The sequence below is a fragment of the Campylobacter sp. JMF_14 EL1 genome, from assembly GCF_027737585.1.
Classification (GTDB): domain Bacteria; phylum Campylobacterota; class Campylobacteria; order Campylobacterales; family Campylobacteraceae; genus Campylobacter_B.
In genome coordinates this window covers 630,100-647,542 of the sequence record NZ_JAOVTW010000001.1, presented here as the reverse complement: position 1 = coordinate 647,542, position 17,443 = coordinate 630,100, and the positions used below count along the sequence as shown (strand labels likewise).

General features: G+C 40.3%; 17 protein-coding genes and 2 pseudogenes. 18 read left to right on the top strand and 1 reads right to left on the bottom strand.

All coding sequences use genetic code 11. The features are described 5' to 3' along the window. Positions 1–2: 2 nt before the first annotated feature. Entirely contained in the window at positions 3–713 is a 711-nt protein-coding gene (locus OFN73_RS03275) for an MlaA family lipoprotein (RefSeq protein WP_270862206.1), read from the bottom strand. A gap of 186 nt (positions 714–899) precedes the next feature. On the opposite strand from OFN73_RS03275, the gene OFN73_RS03270 reads away from it, so the two are divergent. From OFN73_RS03270 to OFN73_RS03190, 18 genes and pseudogenes are all read left to right on the top strand, one after another. Next, positions 900–1,676: a TOBE domain-containing protein gene (locus tag OFN73_RS03270; protein WP_270862205.1), complete on the top strand. Its 777-nt coding sequence runs from the start codon at positions 900–902 to the stop codon at positions 1,674–1,676. 52 nt (positions 1,677–1,728) lie between these two features. Beyond that, positions 1,729–2,496: a molybdate ABC transporter substrate-binding protein gene (gene modA / locus OFN73_RS03265; protein ID WP_270862204.1), complete on the top strand. Its 768-nt coding sequence runs from the start codon at positions 1,729–1,731 to the stop codon at positions 2,494–2,496. Continuing rightward, positions 2,493–2,876, top strand: coding sequence for a hypothetical protein (locus OFN73_RS03260; protein ID WP_270862203.1), 384 nt, complete (start codon positions 2,493–2,495; stop codon positions 2,874–2,876). The genes modA and OFN73_RS03260 overlap by 4 nt, the downstream gene beginning before the upstream one ends. Next, entirely contained in the window at positions 2,869–3,732 is an 864-nt protein-coding gene (locus tag OFN73_RS03255) for an ABC transporter ATP-binding protein (RefSeq protein WP_270862202.1), read from the top strand. The genes OFN73_RS03260 and OFN73_RS03255 overlap by 8 nt, the downstream gene beginning before the upstream one ends. Continuing rightward, complete coding sequence (gene modB / locus OFN73_RS03250) at positions 3,728–4,414, top strand: molybdate ABC transporter permease subunit (RefSeq protein ID WP_442868099.1); 687 nt, start codon at positions 3,728–3,730, stop codon at positions 4,412–4,414. The genes OFN73_RS03255 and modB overlap by 5 nt, the downstream gene beginning before the upstream one ends. A gap of 49 nt (positions 4,415–4,463) precedes the next feature. After that, positions 4,464–8,573, top strand: coding sequence for a sensor domain-containing diguanylate cyclase (locus OFN73_RS03245; protein WP_270862200.1), 4,110 nt, complete (start codon positions 4,464–4,466; stop codon positions 8,571–8,573). Next, positions 8,570–9,427, top strand: coding sequence for an ATP phosphoribosyltransferase regulatory subunit (locus tag OFN73_RS03240; protein ID WP_270862199.1), 858 nt, complete (start codon positions 8,570–8,572; stop codon positions 9,425–9,427). Before OFN73_RS03245 ends, OFN73_RS03240 begins: the two co-directional genes overlap by 4 nt. Before the next feature lie 2 nt (positions 9,428–9,429). Further along, entirely contained in the window at positions 9,430–10,680 is a 1,251-nt protein-coding gene (locus OFN73_RS03235) for an adenylosuccinate synthase (RefSeq protein ID WP_270862198.1), read from the top strand. Between the two features lie 12 nt (positions 10,681–10,692). Beyond that, entirely contained in the window at positions 10,693–11,244 is a 552-nt protein-coding gene (locus tag OFN73_RS03230) for a DUF507 family protein (RefSeq protein WP_270858407.1), read from the top strand. Then, positions 11,241–12,359 (top strand): glutamine-hydrolyzing carbamoyl-phosphate synthase small subunit, encoded by a 1,119-nt coding sequence (gene carA / locus OFN73_RS03225; RefSeq protein WP_270862197.1) that lies wholly within the window; start codon positions 11,241–11,243, stop codon positions 12,357–12,359. The genes OFN73_RS03230 and carA overlap by 4 nt, the downstream gene beginning before the upstream one ends. Beyond that, the gene (locus tag OFN73_RS03220) at positions 12,356–13,018 is read left to right on the top strand and encodes a sulfite exporter TauE/SafE family protein (protein ID WP_270862196.1); all 663 of its coding nucleotides are present in this window, start codon (positions 12,356–12,358) and stop codon (positions 13,016–13,018) included. Before carA ends, OFN73_RS03220 begins: the two co-directional genes overlap by 4 nt. 65 nt (positions 13,019–13,083) lie before the next feature. After that, positions 13,084–13,431, top strand: a pseudogene (locus tag OFN73_RS08145) (response regulator transcription factor); the annotation flags it as partial. A gap of 90 nt (positions 13,432–13,521) precedes the next feature. Continuing rightward, a pseudogene (locus OFN73_RS08140) lies at positions 13,522–13,770 on the top strand (helix-turn-helix domain-containing protein); the annotation flags it as partial. A 182-nt stretch (positions 13,771–13,952) separates the two neighbouring features. Further along, positions 13,953–15,404 (top strand): cytochrome-c oxidase, cbb3-type subunit I, encoded by a 1,452-nt coding sequence (gene ccoN / locus OFN73_RS03210; protein ID WP_442868098.1) that lies wholly within the window; start codon positions 13,953–13,955, stop codon positions 15,402–15,404. A 10-nt stretch (positions 15,405–15,414) separates the two neighbouring features. After that, positions 15,415–16,107: a cytochrome-c oxidase, cbb3-type subunit II gene (gene ccoO / locus OFN73_RS03205; RefSeq protein ID WP_270858402.1), complete on the top strand. Its 693-nt coding sequence runs from the start codon at positions 15,415–15,417 to the stop codon at positions 16,105–16,107. A 10-nt stretch (positions 16,108–16,117) separates the two neighbouring features. Beyond that, complete coding sequence (locus OFN73_RS03200; protein ID WP_270862193.1) at positions 16,118–16,336, top strand: cytochrome c oxidase, cbb3-type, CcoQ subunit; 219 nt, start codon at positions 16,118–16,120, stop codon at positions 16,334–16,336. Position 16,337: 1 nt separating this feature from the next. Then, positions 16,338–17,189, top strand: coding sequence for a c-type cytochrome (locus tag OFN73_RS03195; protein WP_270858400.1), 852 nt, complete (start codon positions 16,338–16,340; stop codon positions 17,187–17,189). Between the two features lie 10 nt (positions 17,190–17,199). Then, positions 17,200–17,421 carry a DUF4006 family protein gene (locus OFN73_RS03190; protein ID WP_270862192.1) on the top strand — a complete coding sequence of 74 codons (222 nt, stop codon included), beginning with the start codon at positions 17,200–17,202 and terminating at the stop codon, positions 17,419–17,421. The last annotated feature ends 22 nt before the right edge of the window (positions 17,422–17,443 follow it).

The window sequence follows — 17,443 nt, the reverse complement described above, 5'->3', positions numbered from 1 at the left end:
TTTTATTCCTTTATTTTTTGTTCTCTGCTTTGCTCATAAGCATCGCGTAAAAATGGGTATAAATCCACAGCCCCGCTTGTCATTTTCTCGTAAAATTCAGGATCGCGAGAGTAATCGTTAAAAATCCTAAACGCATTTACCGACATACTTACGGTGTTATCGTCGATATAGTTTATCGGATTGGTGAAAAAATCGCCCACAAGCCCGAAAGTATCGCGTAGGTTGCTAGACCCTAGTATCGGCCACACGATATGTGGTCCTGCTGGCACGCCCCAATATCCTAGTGTCTGACCGAAATCTTCGTCGTGGCGTGGAATTTGAAAATGCAAAGTCGCTGCGTCGCTAAGCCCGCCAAAACCAATTGTAGTGTTTATCAAAAATCTTTTCGTCTCGTCCCATGAGTTTTCGAATTTGCCCTGTAAAAGGTTGTTTGTCAGGCGCATTGGATACATTAGATTGTGGAAAAAGTTCGCAAACGCCCCTTGTATGGGATCTGGCATGACATAATCATAGCCTGTGGCCACAGGTGTCACCAAATAGCGGTAAAACACATCGTTAAAGCCCGTCATTACGCGGTTATAGCCACTTAGCGGATCGAAAACTTCCTTTTGACTATACTCGGCGTCAAACTCATCAATCTCAGCGCTAGTATCGGTGGCATACAGCGCACAGCTACACGCAACGGCGCATAAAAAAGCTCTATGAAATTTCAACCCTTATCCTTTTAAATTTAATCGAAAGGGCGATTTTACAAAATTTAAGTAAATTTTTGTCTATGTGTGAAATTAAAATTAAAATAATGAAATAAAATCCCATAAAAAGGTATTTTTAAGCTTTTTAAATATATTATTTTATATAGATAAAATCACAAAAAGTAAATGAAATAAAAAGGAAAATTTATGAACGCTAAATTTGCGCTAGAACTTTATCTTAGCAAGGATACGACGCTGATTTCACGCCATATCGCCTTGCTAAAAGCTGTCGATGAGACCAAATCAATCACCAAAGCCGCCCAAAAAATCGGCATTAGCTACAAAAACTGCTGGGATAGCCTAAATTTGATAAACAATGCCAGCAAAAAGCCTCTGATTTCTCGCGCGCAAGGCTCGAAAAAAAATAGTGGCTCGGAGCTCACTGACTACGCTAAAAGCCTAATTCGCTCCTATGATATCATTAGCAGGGTTGGGGATAGTTTTTTGGAGCAAATTTTAAAGGCCGATGATATCAGCGATGAAAATTTAATCGGACTTGAAAGAATTGGCATAAAACTCTCAGCCAGAAATCAATTAAACGCCGTAATTAGCGAGATTAGCAGAGGCGCAGTCGATAGTATGATCACGCTCACGCTCTCAGGTGGCCAGAAGCTAGACGCACAAATCACAATCGAAAGTGAAAAAAACCTAGAATTAAGGCCTGGCAAAGAGGTTTTGCTAATTTTCAAAGCCCCAAGTGTGAAAATTTTAAAAGGCGAAAATTTGGGCGAGTGTAACGGCGTGAAATGCAAAATCAGTGATGTCAAAATCGGCATTAAAAACGCTCAAATTTGCCTTGATACTGCGGGTCATCAAAACATAATCGCCATAATCGCGCGCAAAAGCGCAAATGAGCTAAATTTGGGCGTGGGCGATGAGGTGATGGCGTGCATAGAGCCCGATGATATCATTATCGGCGTGTGATTTTGAGCGATAAAATTTTAAAATTTAAAATCCATTTTTTTAAGGAGAATTTATGAAACACAAATTTTTACTTTGCGCTCTTGCGCTATGTGGTGCGTTAAATGCGGGCGAGGTATCTATCGCAGCGGCTGCGAATACGACTTACGCTTTTGACGAGATTAAGGCTGAATTCGCCAAAGCATATCCGCAAACCACGCTAAATGTGAGCCTTGGCGCAAGTGGTGCGCTAAATACGCAGATCAAAAACGGCGCACCATTTGACATTTTTATGGCGGCTGATATGAAATTTGCCGATGATTTGTTTGAGGCTGGTTTTGCTACGGCAAAAGCGCAAACTTACGCCAAAGGCAAGGTTGCAATGCTAAGCGTGCGTGGCGTGGATCTAGGGGAAGGCCTTGACGCGCTAAAAGACGAAAAGGTAAAAACGATTTCTATCGCAAACCCAAAAACAGCCCCTTACGGCACTGCTAGCGTGGAAGCTATGCAAAAAGCTGAAATTTTTGATAGCGTAAAAGCAAAAATAATCGAGGCTAAATCAATCGGCGAAGCCCTAACACAGACGCTAAGTGCGGCTGATGTGGGCTTTGTGGCAGCAAGTGCGATGTATGCACCAAAAATGAAAGAGGGTGGCTGCGCAGGCGCGCCGTGCGAGGAGGGCAAACATTTCGTGCTTGTGCCTAGCTCGCTTTACGAGCCGATCGCGCAAGGCATGGTAATACTCAAAAAAGCCCAAAACAACGCCGAAGCAAAGGCATTTTATGACTTTATTTTAAGCGATAAGGGCAGGGAAATTTTCGCCAAATACGGATATGAGTTTTGAGAGTTAGGGTAGAGCAAATTTTAGCGAGCGAGGGAATTTATAAAATTCTTTTCTCTCACGGGCTTTGCGGAGTTTTTTTAGAACTCCCAAAGCCCCTTAGCGTGGGATTAGGCGTAGAAATTGGCTTTAAAGCGACGCAGGCAGTATTAGCGCGCAAAAAGTGTGAAATTTCGGCAGAAAATGAAATTTGCGCCAAAATTTCGGATATTAAATTTGGCGAAATTTTATCAAATTTAAGTTTTTGTAAAAATGAGCAAAATTTAGAATTTGACATTATCGCAACCACGCAGAGTGTGCGAAATTTAGGGCTTTGCGTGGGCGATGAAATTTATATTTACGCAAATGCAAGCGCGATTTATATAGAGAAAATTTATGATTAAGATTGATTGCGAAAAACGGCTAAACGAAAATTTTAAAATCAGTGTGAATTTAGAGATAAAAAAGGGTTCCTTTGTCTGTCTGTATGGGGCTAGTGGATCTGGTAAAACCACGATTTTAAGGCTACTTGCTGGCTTTATGAAAATAGATAGCGGGGTGATTACAAACGGCGAAATCACGCTAGATAATGGGCGAAAATTTATGCACGCTAAGCAGCGAAAAATCGGCTTTTTGTTCCAAGACTACGCGCTTTTTGAGAATATGAGCGTGATAGAAAATCTGCTTTTTGCCAAAAAAGATTTGCAAAAAGCAGGCGAAATGCTAAAATTTTTAGAGCTTGAAAAATACGCAAATTTCGCCATTTCGCAGCTCTCTGGCGGACAAAAACAGCGCGTGGCACTGGCTCGTGCGCTCATGCAAAGCCCAGAAATTTTGCTACTTGATGAGCCATTATCGGCGCTGGATTACAAAATCCGTGAAAAAATCCAAGACTATCTCAAAAAAATCCATGAGAAATTTCGCCCTACAATTATCCTTGTCAGCCATGATATTAGCGAGATTTACAGGCTGTGTGAGCGTGTGTATGAGCTAAAAAACGGAAGCCTTGTGCGCGAGGGTTCGCCAAGTGAAATTTTCTTGCAAACTAGCGGTTCGCAAAAATTTAGCTTTCGTGGCAAGGTGGTTGCTTTGCGCGAGGCAGGTGGCGTAAATATCGCTATAATCGCTGTTGGGGCGCAACTTTGCGAAGTGGTTTTAAGCGTGAGTGAGGCTAGGGATTTGCGCGTGGGCGATAGCGTGAGCGTGGGCGCAAAAGCCTTTAATATAAATTTGAAAAAAATCGAGGAAAACAGTGATTGAAGCTTTACAAAATTTAGACCTCACGCCGTTTTTGATTTCGCTTAAACTCTCGGTGGTGACGACATTTACTCTGTTTTGGATTTGCCTGTTTTTGGCATATTTTATGGCATATAAAAACTTTCGCGCTAAAAGCGTGATTGAAAGTGTCATTTCGCTTCCACTCGTGCTTCCACCAAGCGTGCTGGGATTTTATCTGCTTGTGTTTTTATCGCCGTATTCGACGCTTGGCAGGTTTTTCGATGAAAATTTTGGCGTGCGATTTGTCTTTAATTTCAGCGGTTTAGTGATTGCAAGCTGTATTTACTCTCTACCATTTATGTTTTCGCCCATGCTTAGCGGGTTTCGTTCGCTTCCAATCTCGCTTCGCCACGCTTCGTGGTCGCTAGGTAAGGGATTTTTTGCTACGCTTTTTAGGGTGCTACTACCAGCGATGAAACCCTCGGTGATAAGTGCTGTGGTGATATGTTTCGCGCACACTATGGGAGAGTTTGGCGTGGTGCTGATGATAGGAGGCTCTGTGAGCGAGCAGACTAAGGTAGCTTCGATCGCGATTTATGAGGCGACTGAAATTTTAGATTTTACCAGCGCGCATTTATACTCGGCGATTATGCTGATTTTTAGTTTTTTGGTGCTTTTGGCTATGCATTTTTTGGGTGAAAGGTCAAATAAAATAAGACTTTAATCACTTTTTTGCTAAAATGGCGCGAAAAATTTAAATTTTTGGCATAAAAATGGAAGATAAAAGAGTAATAACCAAACGATTTTTTATAGCTTTGATTCTTGGAATTTTGGCTATTTTTGCGCTTGTTTTTTGCATTTTTGGCTTTGTGGGCTCAAATATCCAAGCCGAGCTTTCTACCAAATTAAGCGTAGCAAAAAATGCTGTAAAAGACCGCAACGCTGAGCTTTTTAGCGAACTTGAAATTTTATCTGAAAACCTCAAAACCTATCAAGGTTTAAAAACCGAAAACGAGTATGCAAGAAGAACCTTGTATTTCCGTCTCATCGAGCATACAGCCTCGCAAAAGCAAAATTTCGACGCGATTTTTTATGTCAGGGCTGTGGGCAATCAAGACGAGGTTATAGCCTCGTATTTCAACGATTCGGCTATGGCAAATTTGGGCGAACTTAGGCTTGATAATTTTATCTCAAAAATCAAAGACAACCGCTATATCTCGCGCTTCATGCAGATTAATGGCGCAAATAGATATTTTTTGATCCAAAGGGTCGAGGCAAATACATTTTTGATAGCCTTTGCAAACACAACCTCGCTAAATGACAAATTTACCGGCCTTGGCGAAATTTTGCTTTTTAACAAAGATGGCGAAATTTTTAATATCACAAACGATATTTTCGTGCTTTATACAAATAGATTTGATTTTGAAGGCGAGAAAAAACTCAAAATTTTAAAAAGCCTTGGCGAGCGCAAATTTGTCTATTTTGAGAAATTTGACGATTCGAACAATTTCATAATGATAAGCAAAAATTTAAAAGAATATCTAAGCCTAAAAAACCTTTTGGTTTTGCTAGCGCTTGGCTTTTTGTTTTTGTATTTGCTAATCACTTTGACAAATTACAAATTTTTAAAACGCCGAATTTTCGAGCCTTTGCACCTGCTTCACAGCTCGGTTTCAGGTGGCGTGTATAAATCCACAGCGAGTAAAATCGAAACCATGGGCGCGCTAGATCAAATTTTAGAAATCGCGCAAAAACTCGATGAAAGCGTGCAGTATTCTGGCAGGGCTAGCAAGGTGGATTTTACATTTATCGACGCGCTGAAAAAAAGCTCGCTAATGATTTTTAGCGTCGAAAACACAAATGGCATGATAAACAACGCTAGCCTTAGAGCCAAGGAGCTTTACGGCGATGATATCGTGGGCAAAAATATCTTTACGCTAGAAGCGACTTCGCTGTATGAAAACGCCCGCCAAAGCCAAATTTCACTTTACACCAAAGAAAATTATGTTATCCACACGCACGATACCCCAAACGGCAAAAAGGATATGTATATCAAAAAGACCTTTGTGCGCAATGGTGAGGATATTTTGGTGCTTTATGTCCTACTGGACGCCTCAAAATACCGCAAATTTTACACCGATACCAAAGAAAAGTATAAATATCTAAATGACGCTCCAATCGTAACCGTAGTCATCAAAGGTGGCGAAATAATCGATGTCAGCGCTAGTTCGCGTGAAATTTGGGGATATGAAAATACTCAAATTTTAGAGGGTAAGACATATTTTTGGAGCCTATTTCAAAAAAGCGACGCCGATTCTTTGCAAAACGAGCTAAGAAACCTTATGAGCGATACTAGGCAAAATAATGAAGTTACCAAGCGGGTTTATCCGATTTTGCATAGAAATTCGATTAGGGCGTTTTATGAGATTACGATTTGCGTGTATAAAAAAGAGCGCAAAGTCGTTATGTATTTTACCAACATACACGATAAGCTTATGGAAATCAACAAACTCAAATCAGATATGAAAAGCAACGAAGAGCTTTTAAAAACCAGATCGTATAGCCCATGCACGATTGATTTGCTAGCCAAAAAAATTATGCTTAGCAAAGAGTATATGGAGATTTTAGGTAGTAAGGAAGCTAGCGTCGATACAGAGATGAGTATAGGCGATTTCGTAGCGAAAATTTACTATGTGGATTTGAAGAAATTTAACGACGAACTTAACAAATGCAAGCTAGGCATAAGCGATGAGATTTCATGCGAAATCAGAATCAAGCTAAATGACGAGCTAAGCGATAACGACGAGCTAAAATACGCGTGGATTAGCCTGCAAGGATATGCTAGCAAAAAAGAAAAAAGAAGTGGCGGTGCCGAAGAAATCGTCGCTACTATCGAGGATATCACCGCTAAAAAAGACATTGAAGCTGAGCTAAATCTAAATTCAAATGTATTTTTAAGGTCGTTAGAAGCGATTGTCATTACAGATGATATCGGTAGGATTATCCGCGCAAATAGGGCATTTTATACGATTATGCAATTTAGCGAAACCGATGTCGTGGGCGAGGTGCCAGAGTATTTCAGAGTCGATCACGACGGCGGTATAATGGGCGAAATCAAGGAAAAGCTTGACAAAGAGAGCCTAAGCTATACAGATGAAATTTACTGCGTCAAGAAAAACGGCGATGATTTCCCTGCGCTGTTTTCGGCTATCGCGATAAAAGATGAATTTGGCGTGGTAAGCAACTATATTTTAATGTTTAACGAAATTTCTGAGATTAAGAAAAAAGAGAGCGAGCTTGTCAAAATCGCTCACCACGACGCGCTCACAGGCTTGCCAAATAGAATCTATATTATGAACGCAGCGGGCGAGTATCTAAGCGCGGCAAAGGAACAAAACAAGCTTGCGGCTGTGCTATTTATAGATTTTGACGGATTTAAGGCGATTAATGATAATTTCGGCCACGATGTGGGGGATTTGTTTTTGCAAGAGGTCAGCAAGACTATGAATAACCTACTTCGCAAGGGCGATATTTTAGCCAGACTTGGCGGAGATGAGTTTGGCGCGATTATAGGGGATTTGAAAGACGAAAAAGCAGCGCACGCGCTATTAGAGCGACTTTTAGGAATTGCGAATAAAAAATTTAATCTTGATGGCAACGAGGTAAGCGCGAGCGTGAGCGTGGGCGCGGCGTTTTACGACGGAAGCGAAGAAATCGATTTCAACGAGCTTTTAAGCAGGGCAGATCGGGCAATGTACCGCGCTAAAACGAGCGGAAAAAATAGATATTGTATCTTTGATAAAGAGAATTTCGACGATTTGCAAATCAGCGAGGAAAGGCTGAAAAAATCTATCGAAAACAACGAATTTTTCATGCTTTATCAGCCTATCATCGATGATAAAGACAAAATTTACGGCTACGAACTTTTGCTAAGATGGCGACGCGAAAATTTGGGTGTTTTGTTGCCTAGCGACTTTTTATTTGATATCAGAGAGCCGAAACTTGAAATTTTAATCTCTAAATTTTCATTTACGCAAATGTTGAAATTTAACAAAGAGACAAATTCTCTCTGCTCGATAAATATCAGTCTAGAAGTGCTAAAAAGCGATGAATTTTACCATTTCGCTTCGCGCGCGATAGAAAAATACGCGCCAAAGACTGAGCTATTTATGTTTGAAATCACCGATTTTAACGACAGAACCGCAGCTGATTTTAAACTCATTAGGCAAAGATACGCTGATTTTGGCATTAAATTTGCTCTAAATAATGCAAATCATCAAAATTCAAAATACCTAAAAGGTATGCCTTTTGATATCATTAAAATCGATATGAGGCTCTGCTTAGATGTCGCCAAAAAGCGCGAAGGTATAAAAAATCTGCTAGATTTGGTGAAATACTTGCGCGGTGAATTGAAATTTGAAAAACTAGGCGCGCAGGGTATCGAAAACGCGCTCTCACGCCGTTTGCTTAAAAATTTCAAATTTAATTTTATGCAAGGAAATTTCCTCGGAAAAGCCGTCGATAGAAGAGAAATCACTGCTATCATCGCCAAGCTAAAAGAGGCCAAGGGCGCTAAACCAATCACAAAAGATGAGTTTGAAAACTTTTTGATTGCCCTTGATTACAAAAATATCGCGCTTGAATTTTTAGAAAACGCAGAACACGGCGATATCACCGATCTTCGCTTCGAAGTTTTCCAAGAAGAAATCAAAGAGATCAAAACCAGAATCGAAAAATCCACAAGCCATAAATTTATGCTAAATACAGAAATTAATAAGCAAATTTTGGATATTCTTGCGCTTGAATTTGAAGATTTACAAAACTTCATTACAAAATACAAAGCGCGAGTAGATAAGTTTATACTAAATTTGGAGGAATCATGATAAATAGCGTCAGTGCGGACTTTGATCACGAAATACCAAATGGTTCGCGCCTATATTTTGGCACAAGCGCAAAATTAAAAAGAGAACTCGAAAACAAAGCTAGCAAAATTTTAGAAAATCACGGATTTAGCGAAATTCTCACGCCGTATTTTTCGTATCATCAGCATTTAAGCGTGGCTGGGGCGAAGCTTTTGAAATTTTCCGATCCTAGCAACCACGAAATCGCGCTTCGTGCCGATAGCACGGTTGATGTCGTGCGAATCGTGCGCCGAAGACTAAAAGATGAAAGCCTAAAAAGACTTTTTTATATCCAGCCTACATTTAAATACCCTAGTGAGGAATTTTACCAAATCGGCGCAGAGTTAATAGATGAGAGCAACCTAGCCTTGGCGATAAAAATCGCAATACAAATTTTTAGAGAATTTAGCTTAGAACCCGTTTTACAACTAAGCAATATCGAAATTCCAAAGCGAATTTGCGAAATACTAAATTTGCCAATTAGCGTTTTTGAAAAGGGCGAGATCGAGACGATTTTGGCTCAAAACTGCGACTGGCTAGGCAAAACAGCGCGCGCGACAAATTTGGGCGATGTGGAAAATTTACGAAAAATCGTCCCAGAGGAGATTAAGCCTTGTTTAGATGAAATTTTAAATTTAGGCGTAGAGTATAAAAATATCAGAGTTTCGCTTTTGTATTATTCAAAAATGCGCTATTACAAGGCGCTATTTTTTAGATTTTTAGACGAAAATAGCGTGCTTTGCAATGGCGGAAATTATGAGATTGACGGATTGAAGTCGAGTGGTTTTGCACTTTTGGTTGATGCATTGATAGAAAAATTAATGATAAAGGATTAAACATGAGTAAGGTTGATGTAATCGTAGGCGCTCAATGGGGCGATGAGGGAAAAGGTAAAATCGTAGATATGATTAGTGCTAATTACGATTTCGTATGTAGAAGCTGCGGCGGACACAACGCCGGTCATACAATCATCGTAAATGGCGAAAAATACGCGCTTCACCTAGTCCCAAGCGGTGTTTTGCACAAAAATATCATAAATATCATCGGAAATGGCGTGGTTATTAACCCTGATGTTTTAATCACTGAAATGGCGCAATTTGGGGATTTGAAGGGTAGATTTTTTATCAGCGAAAAGGCGTTTTTAAATTTAGAGTATCACTCGCTAATCGACCAAGCTAAGGAAAAATTAAAAGGCGATAAGGCTATTGGCACCACAGGCAAGGGTATCGGACCTGCGTATGCGGATAAAATTTCACGCACAGGACACCGCATAATCGAGCTTTTAGAACCAGAGAAATTAACAGAAGCCCTAGTTAGGGATTTTGCGAGCAGAGCGCAACTTTTTGAGAGCTTAAATATCAAAATTCCTGATAAAATGGAAATTTACGAGGAAATCAAACGCTATAAATCTGTGCTAGAACCATATATCGCAAACACAACTAATATGATTTGGAAGGCGCTTGATTATGACAAAAAAGTCCTTGTAGAGGGGGCGCAAGGAAGCTTGCTAGATATCGATCACGGCACATATCCGTATGTAACTAGCTCTTCGACTATCGCAGCTGGGGCTTGCACGGGTCTTGGATTAGCGCCAAAAGATGTTGGCGAGGTCATCGGAATCGTTAAAGCATATACTACGCGCGTAGGAAATGGCGCTTTCCCAACAGAGGCCAAAGATGAGTATGGTGATAGGCTTTGCGAAATCGGGCATGAGTTTGGCACTACGACAGGTAGAAGACGCAGATGTGGGTGGTTTGACGGCGTAGCAGCGAAATACACATCTAGAATCAACGGAATTGATAAATTTGCCCTTATGAAACTAGATGTTTTAGACGGATTTGAGAGTATTAAAATTTGCAAAGCATATAAGATAAATGGCGAAGTGATTGATTATTTCCCAATCGAGCTTGGCGTGGTAGAGCCTGTATATGAGGAAATGCCGGGCTGGGATAGCGTAAAAGGAATCAAAAAATTCGAAGATTTGCCACAAAATGCGCAAAATTATATTAGAAAAATCGAGGAACTAACAGGCACAAAGGTAGGGTTTATCTCTACTAGCCCTGAGCGAACAGATACAATTATATTATAAGAAAGGCGGATAATGCGAATACAACTAGCACATGTTCCATACATAGCGCAAAAAATTGCGATAGATATATTAAATTCTGGCATGGTTACACTTAGCTCTGGCGTCGAGCCCATAGCCAAGGTAGCCTCAGAAATCATCAAAACTGATTTGCAAAAAGAAAAAGCCATAGACGAGCGCGCAAATGAGCTAATGGACGAGAGAATCGATGAATTTGACGAAATGAATGTAAATAAAAAAGATATGTTTTGGCTTATCAAGCGCAAACTCGCCGCACAAGAGAATTTCGAGCTGATTTTCGAGGATAGATACTCAAATATCTCGCATGAAATTTTAGAGACGATTTGGAAGAAAAATTTAGTAGATTATCAAGTGAGCGAAAATCGCATCAAAACTATCATTTACAACTCAATCGAGGGGTATTTGAAAATTTACAAAAAAATCGAAGAAGATGTCTATGAGCTAATGCAAGGTCATGGCAAAAAGCTAATCCCAGGCACCGAGGAATACGAGCTTGTGTTTGCGCAAACTTACGAAAAAGAGCTTAAAAAAAGAGGTATGCTGTGAAAGCGTATGTTTATTTAGAAAACGGCGTGTTTTTGGAGGCAAAGGCGTTTGGCAAGGGTGGAAGTGCCTTTGGTGAGCTTGTATTTAATACCTCTATTACAGGATATGAAGAAATCATCTCAGATCCTAGCTATGCTGGGCAGTTTATTGTCTTTACTATGCCAGAAATCGGCATTGTAGGCACGAACAGCGACGATGAGGAGAGTGGCAAAATCCACGCTAGCGGAATTTTTATCCGCGAGTTTAACAATATTCCCTCAAATTTCAGATCCGAGCAAAATTTAGAAGAGTATTTCATCAAAAACGGCAAATTTGGCGTGTATGATATAGATACGAGATATCTTACAAAAATGCTTCGCGATGAGGGAAATTTGCGGGTTTTTGTCTCGACTGAAATCAGCGATAAAGAAACATTAAAAAAAGCTCTTCAAGACTCAGCTAGGATTGAAGAGGTTAATTATGTCAGCATTGTAAGCACCAAAACCCCATATATCCACGAAAAAGGCCATTGGGACGCAGTCAAGGGCGCTTATAGCACGCCGAAAAAAAATGGCAAAAAAATCGCTGTAATGGATTATGGTGTGAAGCGAAATATCCTAAATGAGCTTTGTGATTTGGGCCTTAGCGTGGAGGTTTTCCCGTATAATACTAAGGCAAAAACGCTGATTGATAAATTTAACTCTGGCGAAATTCACGGCGTATTTTTATCAAATGGTCCAGGCGAGCCAAAAATGCTAAAAGACGAAATCGCGCAAATCAAAGAGATAATCGAGGCTAGGATTCCGATTTTTGGCATTTGCCTTGGTCATCAGCTGCTTTCAAACGCTATGGGCTATGAGACATACAAACTCAAATTTGGCCAGCACGGCGCAAATCACCCTGTGCAAAATTTGTTTAACAAATCTATCGAAATCACAGCGCAAAACCACAACTACAATGTGCCAGAATCCATAGCTGAGATTTGCGATATCACGCACAGAAATCTATTTGACGGCACAATCGAGGGCGTGAGATACAAAAACTACCCTGTTTTTTCAGTCCAACACCACCCAGAAGCGAGTGCCGGACCAAACGAAAGCAAATACATTTTCAAAGAATTTTTAGAAATTTTATGATTAGTTTTTTTGCTATCATACCCGCCACGCTAATGCTGAGCTTGACGCACTGCATTGGCATGTGCGGGGGCTTTGTGATAGCTTATAATGCCAAACTAGCTAGCCTTAGCAGGGCTAGGGCGTTTTTTTTCTCGCTTGTTTATCAAATTTGTAGAATTTTCGCTTATATCATGCTTGGCGCGCTTGGTGGGGCGTTTGGCTCGGTTATAGTTTTTGGCGATAAAACAGCTGGTTTTATGCAGTTTTGCGCGGGAATTTTACTGATTATTTTTGGCGTTGCGCTATTAAAACGGGGCGCGCTTTTAAAATTTATCGAAAATCAAAAAATTTATAATCTTTTTTTAGCCAAACCTATGAAATTCGCCCTTGGCAGGGAGGATATTTTGGGGTTTTGTCTGCTTGGGTTTTTAAACGGACTTTTGCCATGTGGGCTAGTATATACCTACCTAGCCATGGCGATAATGAGCCACGATGCCCTGCAAGGCGCGCTTGTAATGGCGGTTTTTGGATTATCTACCTTGCCTGCGCTATTAGCTTTTGGTGGCGTGGCGAATTTTATCAGCGCAAAATTTTCGCGCGCTATGCTTTATATCTCTTCATTTATCATAATTATTTTTGGAATTTATTGGGCTTATTGTGGATTTATTCTCACAAGATAAATTTTTTAAGTCTTATATAAGTTAAATTTTGAAAAAATGACAAATTACATTTTAAGGGGCGTTTTATGAGAGATATTTTAAAAAATTTAAGCATATTGTTGGTCGAAGATGAGAGTAAGATGAGAAACTCTCTAAGAAATGCATTTGAAGGAATTTTTAAAAATGTCTATGAGGCCAAAGACGGCGTAGAGGGACTTAAAAAATTTAAAAAATACAATCCAAATTTGGTCGTTACAGATATTTTGATGCCTATCGAAGACGGGCTTGAAATGACACGCCAAATCAAACAAATCTCCCCAGATACCCCAGTTGTCGTGCTTAGCGGATTTAGCGAGAAGGCTCAGCTTCTAGGGGCAATCGAGGCAGGTGTAGCCAAATACTTCATAAAACCGGTTGATATGGAAGAATTTAAAGAAGCGATAAAAAGCCTAATGAGCGCGAAACTTAGCGTCAGTAGCGTGGTAGAAATTTCAGGCGGATATAGTTTTGATCCGCTAAAAAGGGTCTTAACTCACGGCGAAGAGGAAATTTCGCTTACGAAAAAAGAGTTAGCCTTCATTTCGCTTTTGGTCTCGCGAATTGATACTTTGGTTTTGCACGAAGAGATTAAACGATATGTCTGGGCGAACGACAACTCAGTCTCAGATGTGGCAATCAGAACTTTTATCAAACGAATTCGAGATAAAATCGGCGCAGATGTTATCAAAAATATCCCAAGTTTGGGCTATAAAATCGAATCTAAAAAAGAGTAAAATTTTTGTTGATAAAAATGTCACAAGTTTAAAACTTTTGCAAACAAAAAGTTAATAAAAAGTCAAATTTAAGCTTTTTAAAACTTATTAACTCTTATAATCCTCCATAAAGTTTCTCGACTTTTAACCAAATTTTAAAGGAGGGTTTTATGAATCCTGAACAGGCATTACGCAGTGGCAAGATGCTAAGCTACGATTATACAGTGGCGAAATTGTTTTTGTATTCTACTCTGGCATTTGGTATAATCGGTATGCTTATAGGCACGCTTATAGCATTTCAGCTAGCATATCCAGATCTTAACTACTTGCTTGGAGAGTATGGTACATTTGGCAGACTTAGACCATTACACACAAATGGTGTCATTTATGGTTTTATGCTATCTGGAATTTGGGCTACATGGTATTATGTAGGACAGAGAGTTTTAAAAGCATCGATGAGCGAATCAAAATTTTTGATGTGCGTGGGTATATTGCACTTTGTGATTTATATCATAATCATCTTACTCGCTGTGGTTTCGCTTTTAGCTGGTGTTACGACATCAAAAGAGTATTCTGAGTTAGAGTGGCCTATCGATATTTTGGTTGTTGTCGTGTGGGTTTTGTGGGGAATTAGCATTTTTGGTCTAATCGGTATCAGACGCGAAAAAACGCTTTATATCTCTGTTTGGTATTATATCGCTACCTTCCTTGGCGTTGCTATGCTATATTTGTTTAACAACATGGAGATCCCAACTAGATTGCTTACTGGCATGGGTAGCTGGATACACTCTGTATCAATGTATGCTGGCACAAACGACGCTATGGTTCAATGGTGGTTCGGTCACAACGCCGTTGCGTTCGTATTTACCGTAGCGATTATCGCTGAAATTTATTATTTCTTGCCAAAAGAGAGCGGTCAGCCGATTTTCTCATATAAACTATCTTTGTTCTCATTTTGGGGATTGATGTTTATCTACCTATGGGCTGGCGGTCACCACCTTATCCATGGACCGGTTCCTGATTGGGTTCAGACAATGGGTTCGGTTTTCTCTGTCGTTTTGATTTTGCCATCTTGGGGAACAGGTATTAATATGCTCCTTACAATGAGAGGCGAGTGGAATCAGCTAAGAGAGAGCCCGCTAATCAAATTTATGATTTTGGCTTCTACTTTCTATCTATTCTCTACTTTGGAAGGTCCAATCCTTTCTGTCAAATCGGTAAATGCCCTAGCGCACTTTACAGACTGGATCCCAGGACATGTCCATGACGGCACACTTGGCTGGGTTGGATTTATGACAATCGCTGCTATGTATCACATGGTGCCTAGAATGTTTAAAAGAGAGCTTTATTCAAAATCTTTAATGACGGCTCAATTTTGGATCCAAACAACAGGTGTTGTGCTATTTTTCAGCTCAATGTGGATTGCTGGTATCACACAAGGTATGATGTGGAGAGCAACTGATGATTATGGCAACTTGCTATACTCATTTATAGATACAGTTAGCGCGCTAGTTCCTTATTATTGGATTAGAGCGATTGGTGGTTTATTATACTTCATAGGTTTGTGTATGTTTGTATATAATATCTTGATGTCTATTCGCGCAGGCAGAAGCTTAGATCAAGAGCCTAGAAGCGCTTCACCTATGGCTGCGTAAGGAGAGAAAGATGTTTAGTTGGTTAGAAAAAAATCCGTTCTTTTTTGCGGTTGGTGTTTTTGTAGTCATCGCTTATGCTGGCATCGTTACGATTTTGCCAGATTTTGCTAATAGCGCTCGTCCAATCGAGGGCAAACAACCATATACTGTTTTGCAACTCGCTGGTCGCCATGTCTATATCCAAGAGAGCTGTAATGCCTGCCACTCACAGCTTATCCGTCCGTTTAAATCAGAAACTGACAGATATGGTGATTATTCAAAAAGTGGTGAATTTGCTTATGATAGACCATTTTTGTGGGGTTCGAAAAGAACTGGTCCAGATCTTGCTAGGGTCGGACGCAACAGAACCACAGGCTGGCACGAAACTCACATGAAAGATCCAAAAGTCCTAGTCGGCAAATCAATCATGCCTGCATACAAATCTATGTTTAAGAAAAACGCAGATATGCAAACAGCCTACGCTGAGGCTTTGACGATTAAAAAAGCCTTCAATGTCCCTTATGATACAGCTGGCGCACCAAAGCTCGAAGCTGATCCTAGCAAGGACGCTATGTCAAATTTCGAAAGCTATAAAGCTGAAATGATGGCAGAGGCTGAGGCAATCGTAAATGATATGCGCGACGAAGATGTCAAAGCGGCATTTAAAAACGGCGAAATACGCGAAATCGTTGCGTTAATAGCATATTTAAATAGCTTAAAATAGGGGGTTTGCGATGAGCATTGATTTCATAAGGCAGCTACAAGCTTATGGCTTTATAGCTTTTGTCATATTGGCCTGCCTTGGAGTTTATGGATACTGGTTTCATTTGAAGCACTCTGAAAAAACAGGGCGCAGAAACTACGAAAAGTATGCAAATTTGGCGCTTGATGATGAGCTTGGCAGTGAAATCATAGAGTCTCGCACACCTACGAAAGAAGAAAAAGGAAAATGATATGAAATGGCTAAATTTAAGCGATAATGTTAATGTTGCGGCGCTGATAGCGTCGTTTATACTTGTCGCAGTTACGGCTTTTATCGTTAAAAAATATGCTGGTCAAAGTAAAAGCTTAAACGAAACTACCGAGACAACTGGCGAAGATTTTGACGGAATTGCCGAGCTAAAAAATGGCTTGCCAAAAGGCTGGGCTATATGTTTTGTTTTGATGTTTGTCTATGCGTTAGTGTATTTTTTCATCGCTTATCCGCTAAATTCATACTCACAAATCGGCGAGTATAACGATGAGGTAAAGGCACACAACGCTAAATTTGAAAAAACCTATGCAAACGCCGATAGCACTACGCTAAAAGCTATGGGCGAGTCGGTGTATTTGGTGCAATGCTCACAATGCCACGGACTTGACGGAGATGGAATCGACGGCGAGTCTGCTGACCTTACTAAATGGGGCAAAGAAGCTGGTATAATTGACGCTATCAACAAAGGCTCAAAAGGTCTAAATTACCCACTTGGCGAAATGCCAGCAGGTATGGTTAGCCCTGAGGACGCAAAAGCAGTAGCTGCTTTTATGGCGAAAGAAATTTCTAGCTTAAAAGCTACAAAAAATGAAAATTTGGTTGAAAAAGGTAGAGAGCTATGGCCTACTTGCGCTGCTTGCCATGGTGATGACGGCAAAGGTATGGACGGTTCAGCGCCAGATCTTAGCAAATACGGCTCGGCTGAATTTAGCGTCGATGTGCTAAATCGTGGCAAAAAAGGCTTCATCGGCACAATGCCAGCCTTTGATGACGGGCGTTTAAACGATGTGCAAAAACGCGCCGTTGGCGAGTATATCAACTCTATCAAATAAAGGGGCGATTATGGAAAATGTAAAAAGATCGGTTTTTGCGCTAAATGGCGTAACTGGAATGCTAATCGCAACTGCGCTTTTACTATCAATTCTTGCATGCCTTACCTGCCTTGGCATTAAGACACAGCAAGCCGTCATGGATAAGCCTTATGAGCTAAAAGATATTAGCTCTGTAAGCGAAAAAAGCTCAGTCGATACGCAAAAAAAAGTATTTGTGATAAAGGATAAGTGATGAGTGATGCATTGATTGAAAA

What these genes read in the sequence shown, in the direction of transcription:
- OFN73_RS03270 (WP_270862205.1), top strand. Translation starts at nt 900, where the DNA reads ATGAACGCTAAATTTGCGCTAGAACTTTATCTTAGCAAGGATACGACG.
- modA (WP_270862204.1), top strand. Translation starts at nt 1,729, where the DNA reads ATGAAACACAAATTTTTACTTTGCGCTCTTGCGCTATGTGGTGCGTTA.
- OFN73_RS03255 (WP_270862202.1), top strand. Translation starts at nt 2,869, where the DNA reads ATGATTAAGATTGATTGCGAAAAACGGCTAAACGAAAATTTTAAAATC.
- OFN73_RS03245 (WP_270862200.1), top strand. Translation starts at nt 4,464, where the DNA reads ATGGAAGATAAAAGAGTAATAACCAAACGATTTTTTATAGCTTTGATT.
- OFN73_RS03240 (WP_270862199.1), top strand. Translation starts at nt 8,570, where the DNA reads ATGATAAATAGCGTCAGTGCGGACTTTGATCACGAAATACCAAATGGT.
- OFN73_RS03235 (WP_270862198.1), top strand. Translation starts at nt 9,430, where the DNA reads ATGAGTAAGGTTGATGTAATCGTAGGCGCTCAATGGGGCGATGAGGGA.
- OFN73_RS03230 (WP_270858407.1), top strand. Translation starts at nt 10,693, where the DNA reads ATGCGAATACAACTAGCACATGTTCCATACATAGCGCAAAAAATTGCG.
- OFN73_RS03220 (WP_270862196.1), top strand. Translation starts at nt 12,356, where the DNA reads ATGATTAGTTTTTTTGCTATCATACCCGCCACGCTAATGCTGAGCTTG.
- ccoN (WP_442868098.1), top strand. Translation starts at nt 13,953, where the DNA reads ATGCTAAGCTACGATTATACAGTGGCGAAATTGTTTTTGTATTCTACT.
- ccoO (WP_270858402.1), top strand. Translation starts at nt 15,415, where the DNA reads ATGTTTAGTTGGTTAGAAAAAAATCCGTTCTTTTTTGCGGTTGGTGTT.
- OFN73_RS03200 (WP_270862193.1), top strand. Translation starts at nt 16,118, where the DNA reads ATGAGCATTGATTTCATAAGGCAGCTACAAGCTTATGGCTTTATAGCT.
- OFN73_RS03195 (WP_270858400.1), top strand. Translation starts at nt 16,338, where the DNA reads ATGAAATGGCTAAATTTAAGCGATAATGTTAATGTTGCGGCGCTGATA.
- OFN73_RS03190 (WP_270862192.1), top strand. Translation starts at nt 17,200, where the DNA reads ATGGAAAATGTAAAAAGATCGGTTTTTGCGCTAAATGGCGTAACTGGA.